Origin of the sequence: Candidatus Ruminimicrobium bovinum, from assembly GCF_902760015.1 — a bacterium.
Classification (GTDB): Bacteria; Elusimicrobiota; Endomicrobiia; order Endomicrobiales; family Endomicrobiaceae; genus Ruminimicrobium; species Ruminimicrobium bovinum.
Map to the genome: position 1 here is coordinate 1 of NZ_CACWEU010000094.1, position 5,478 is coordinate 5,478.

Here is a 5,478-nt window from a genome sequence, read left to right on the forward strand (position 1 = left end):
ATCATTATAAATTTTAATATTTTTTCTGTTCTTAATACCTTCCACGCATTCTTTTTTTTCTTTATCGGATAAATAGTATAAGTTTGCCTGAAAAGGGAACGGTATTATTTTATCTTTAAAGTAAATTACGGAATTTCTTGTGACGGTTAATAATTTTTTACCCAAAATATCTTCTATAAACTTTTTTATTTTTTTATCTTTTATATGGATAAAATGTCCTGAATAATCAAAAGTAAAACCGCTGTCTTTAACGGATTTACATAAACCGCCCACCTGCTTTTCTTTTTCAAAAACCATAAAATTTCTTTTTGAAAAATATGCATAAGAAAGCCCGGTTATACCGGCACCTATAATAATATCAATATCTATATTCATTTTTTAATCCATTTTAATTTTTGCAAGTTTTATTGAAAATAATATTAAGGTAATTACAGCAATAGCAAAAATAATACAAGCGTCCTTCGAACTTAATTTAATAATAAAATAAGCAAGCATTCCGAATATAAAAGCCATACCGTAAATAACAATTAAAATTTTTGAACGTGTAAGACCCGCTTTTTCAAGTCTTAACGGAAAATGATCTTTACTTCCCAAAAAAGGGTTTTTCCCGTTTAACATTCTTATTATACTGACAAAAATTGTTTCAAAAACAGGAACAGCCAAAACAAGCAACGGTGCAAAAACGGCAACAGGATTTATTTTTGTATAAGAAGTTCCCATAGCAACGGTTGCCAATATAAAACCTATTGCAAGACTTCCGGTATCACCCATAAAAATTTTCTTTTTCTTTGATAAGTTATAAGGAATAAAACCTAAACAAGCCGCACATAAAGCCAGCGAACAAAAATTTACATAAATCATTTCACTCGGAAAAGCAATAACAAAAAAGAATCCCGCTGCAATTGCGGCAACTCCGCTTGAAAGCCCGTCCATAATATCTATCAAATTAAAAGCATTTGATAAACCTATTATCCAAAATATACTTATTATTACGGACAAAAAATAATTTTCAATAAAATTAATTCTTATATCAAAACCTACAACCACTATCAAACATGCTATTATTTGAATAAGAAATTTAAATTTAAACCCTAATCCGCCTTTTTTTATATCATCACATAAACCCAAAATAAGCAGTAATAACGAACCTATTATCAACGACCTTAAATTATTTAAAGTTCCGGTAGGAAAATTTGAAATTAACCTTATAACCAGTAAACTTATAGCCCACCCTGTCCAAATTGCAAGCCCGCCCAAATAAGGAGTACTTATTTTATGAGTTTTTACAGCAGTTATCGGCTTGTCGTAAATATTAAACTTCATTGCAATAAATCTAAAAAAAGGAGTCAATAGAACAGAAAGAAAAAAAGACATAAAAAATGTAAGCACATATAAAAGTTTCGTATTCATCGTTAAAAAAGCCCTTTCCATTTATCGGTATTATATTTTTGTTCTACCAATGTTTTTGCAGCAATTAATTCATTATCCGTCAAAGAATTTATTTCAAACTTACAATTTAAAAATTTTGAAATATTATTAAAGTATATATTAGCAAAATTTTTTATTTGTTCATAATTTAACTTTAGATGTATAGAACCCTCAACCAATATTTTTTTACCTCTTCTTCTTTGACAAGAACCGACAACCTTTTTACCGTTAACAAACAAATCATCTTTGTAAAAAGTTTTAACACAAGATATATCTTTATGTCCCGTATTAAACTTAACATTACCGTCACAAATTATATTGACGGCAAATAAAGATTTTTTTATCTCATTATGAATTGCTTCATAAGTTTTTTCCTGGTTGTATAAATAAGGCCACGTATCATCGATTATAACCGAATACGACAAATCATTTTTATGTAAAACTGCAAGCCCGCCCGTTAACCTTCTTATAATCGGATAATTATTTTCATTTTTTATATCACTGTATTTTTGAAAATATCCTATGGTCCAGGCAGGATATTGCCATGTATAAAACCTTATAACCGGCTCAAAACTTTCCCTGACAAAAAACATTTCATCAAGTGCAATATTCGTATAAGAGTCTCTTTCAATATCAATAATACATCTTATTTTTTTACTTTTCATAATTACATTTGATTATATTCAACGGCTTTAACAAATGCATCAATGGCAACCGGTGAAAATTGTTTATTTTTATTTGTAATAATTTCTTTTATAACAATATCTTTTGCCAAGCCCTTTCTGTAAGGTCTGTCATTTAACATTGCATCATAAGAATCGGCAACCGAAATTATTGATGCAATTAACGGAATATTGGTTCCCGACAATTTATACGGATAACCTTTACCGTCGTATCTTTCATGATGATATTTAACCCCTAACGAAACTTCATGAAATTCTTTTATCGGCTCTAAAATTTCGCTCCCCATTGCAGGATGTTTTTTAATCAATTCAAATTCTTCTTCGGTAAGTTTTCCGACTTTATTTAAAATATCTTCGGGAATTCCGACCTTACCGATATCGTGTAACAAAGATGATATTTTCAAAGTATCTTCAAAATTTTTATAATTTTTTAAAATATTTTTAGGTATATATTTCATAATAATCAGCGAATATTTCATAACACGCTCGGCATGTCCGTGTGTATAAGAATTTTTTACATCAAGAACGGTGGCCAAAGTTTGAACGATATTTAAAAGTATTTGCTTGTTTTTATCCAGTTGATTTTTTATATTTTCAAACAGATTTGTATTCTGTATTGCCATAACAACATCGGAAGCCAATATATTTAAAAATGAAACTTCATCTTTAGTGAAACTTTTACCGTTTTCTTTCTCCCCTATAAAAAAAATAACGGGTATTTTATTTCTAAAGAAACCGCAAACTACAAGTTTGGCACCATATATAAACATTGCATCTTCAAGTTCTTCCAATTGTTTCAAAAACAATTTATCATTTTTATTTTTTCTTTTTAATAAATTTATTTCCCGTTCCGAAACCGACAATTTATTTTTTGAAGGTAAAGCACGATTATAAAAAAATTTAATTAAATTACTGTTTTTTTTGATTTTTGTAAAATTAACCGGAATTTTTAAACCTTTCTTACCTTGTGAAAGTTTTATTACATATTCTTCCGCTTTTTTGTTATACAGAAATAACCCGACATGTTTTACGTTTAAACGTTCGGCTACAATTTTAATAACAAGTTTTGAAAGCAACTCGGCATCACGGATAAAAACCATTTGCTTTGCAACTTTGGATAAATATTCATTTAATGCTTTTTTCTTTTCCATATATCATTATTCTAAATATAATTTTTAACTTTTTCTTTAAAATCCGACAATACTATAGGTTTTTGAAGATAATCAATTGCCCCTAATTTTAAAATTTTATCTTTTGATTCTTCACCTATACTTCCGGTAATTACAACAACTTTCACATCCGGTTTTAATTGTTTTAATTGTTTTAATACTTCAATACCGTCAATACCGCCAAGATGTATATCCAAAAAAACACAATCATAGTTATCCGTTTTGTAAAAATCCAAAGCTTGTTCACCGGAAATTGCGGTTTTACTGTCAATATTTAACCTTTTTAAAAACCTTGCCATAAAGTCAACAATTTCTTTCTCATCATCAACTATTAAAACTTTTTTCATTGTTAAAATCCCCTTTCGGCAATTCTATAAATATTTGTGTTCCATGTAAGTAATCCGAATTAAGCCAAATTTTTCCGTTTAAATTTTCGGTTATTATTCTTTTAACGATATACATACCTATACCCGTTCCGGATTTATATGATGATTTTGTGGAATAAAAAGGTGCAAAAATTTTAGAAATATTTTCATCCTTTATTCCTATGCCGTTATCTGCTATTTTTATAACTTTTGAACTTTCTTTTTTTATTAAACTTATTATTATTTTCGGTTCAAATTCAATTTTATTCTGTTTAGTCAATAAAGCATTCTTTTCCAAAATTGCCTCATACGCATTATCCGTTAAATTATAAACAACTTCAACAAGCTGTGCTTTTATGCCGTAAATTTTTTCCTTTTCATCAAAATCATTTACTATATTAAGGTTAGCAAGCAACTTATGTTTTACTTTTAACAAATCAAGTGTTAAATCAACAACTTCTTTGAATTCAAAATTTTCAAATGCGGATTGTTTTGTTTCGGTTCTTGCATATTCCAAAATACCTTTTACAACATCATTTGTTCTTACAACATTTGCAGTTAATGAAGTTGCTATTGTAGCCAAATAATCAAACGTATCCGAAACAGAAGTATTTTCGGTAAAAATTTCTTTATTTTTTTCCCTGCAATCTTCTATTTCATTTTCAAGTTCACCTGCCAAAATTGAAAATTGATTAAGTCTGTTTTTAATTTGATGAGCAACACCTTCGGCAAGCCCGCCTATCGAAGCCAATTTTTCGGCATTAAATATTTTTTCCTGTGCCTGTTTATATTCTTCAAAAACCAAACAATTTTCCATTGCCAAAGATGTTTGTCTTGATAACATTTTAAAAATATTTATATCTTCGTTCGTAAAAATATCTTTATTTCTTTTTTCTCCTATAATCATAAAGCCCTTAATATTATAGTCAAAAGAAGGAATTATAAGCCCTATTTTGAAAGGGAATTTAAACGAATTCGATATATATTGAGGTATTTCATCAAACAAAAACGGATTTTCTCTATGTTTTATATAATTAATAAAAGGATGTTCGTAACCGCAAGAAGAAATCACTTTCTTATCGGTCCTATAAAAAGTTCTTAAAGTTTTCATTTCAAATTGTTTTCGTTCCTTATTTTCAATAAATATTGAAACAAAACCGACTTTAACATCTCTTAAAAAAATGAACGAAATTAATTTTATAAGTTTATCCAGGTTATGTTCGTTTGCCATACCGCTTGCGGCATGAATTAATAAATTTTGATATTCGTTATTTTTGGCCAACAAAATATTTTCTATAACTTTTGTAATTTTTGCATATATCAAAAAAGAAGATATCGTCAAAATAAAAGTTATAAGACTTGACAACGGAACATTTGCCAAAAAGACTTCTATTCTGTAAGAAACAAGCAAAACAAAAACGGCAATAAAGCTGAATATCAATGCTTTTATTATAAAAACTTTTAAATTGTTTAATCTGTTACTCGTTATTATTACGGCAATTGCAAAACAAAACAAAGAAAGAACATAACTTGCGGGTTTTATATTGAATTTAAAAAATTCATAGAAAAACAAAGTGTCAAATATAAAAACCACAAAGAACAAAACCGATATACATGTGATATATAAAACTTTCTGTTTTTGAACGGACGATATTTCTTTACTTTTTGAATGTTTAAACACTTCATATATCGGAAAAACAAAAGCGGCAATCGAATAAACAATAAAAATAAAATTAAGCCGACCTGCTTTGGGATATAAGCCCCATGAATAAAAATTTATTTTCTCAACAAACAAATTTGAAAGTAACATTAATGCTATCAAAAAAAACGATA

The 5,478-nt window shown here is 28.1% G+C and carries 6 protein-coding genes; all 6 read right to left on the reverse strand.

Annotated features, from left to right (window positions below; all coding sequences use genetic code 11):
• Positions 1–375: NAD(P)-binding protein (locus ACMUOV_RS03505; RefSeq protein ID WP_413853725.1), on the reverse strand; the 375-nt coding region annotated here is incomplete at its 3' end.
• 3 nt (positions 376–378) lie between these two features.
• Complete coding sequence (locus tag ACMUOV_RS03510) at positions 379–1,323, reverse strand: MraY family glycosyltransferase (RefSeq protein WP_413853726.1); 945 nt, start codon at positions 1,321–1,323, stop codon at positions 379–381.
• A gap of 89 nt (positions 1,324–1,412) precedes the next feature.
• Positions 1,413–2,093, reverse strand: coding sequence for a biotin/lipoate A/B protein ligase family protein (locus ACMUOV_RS03515; RefSeq protein ID WP_413853728.1), 681 nt, complete (start codon positions 2,091–2,093; stop codon positions 1,413–1,415).
• A gap of 2 nt (positions 2,094–2,095) precedes the next feature.
• Positions 2,096–3,262 (reverse strand): HD-GYP domain-containing protein, encoded by a 1,167-nt coding sequence (locus ACMUOV_RS03520; protein WP_413853729.1) that lies wholly within the window; start codon positions 3,260–3,262, stop codon positions 2,096–2,098.
• 11 nt (positions 3,263–3,273) lie between these two features.
• Positions 3,274–3,627 carry a response regulator gene (locus ACMUOV_RS03525; RefSeq protein ID WP_413853731.1) on the reverse strand — a complete coding sequence of 118 codons (354 nt, stop codon included), beginning with the start codon at positions 3,625–3,627 and terminating at the stop codon, positions 3,274–3,276.
• Positions 3,605–5,478: ATP-binding protein (locus ACMUOV_RS03530; protein WP_413853732.1), on the reverse strand; the 1,874-nt coding region annotated here is incomplete at its 5' end. The genes ACMUOV_RS03530 and ACMUOV_RS03525, both read right to left, overlap by 23 nt.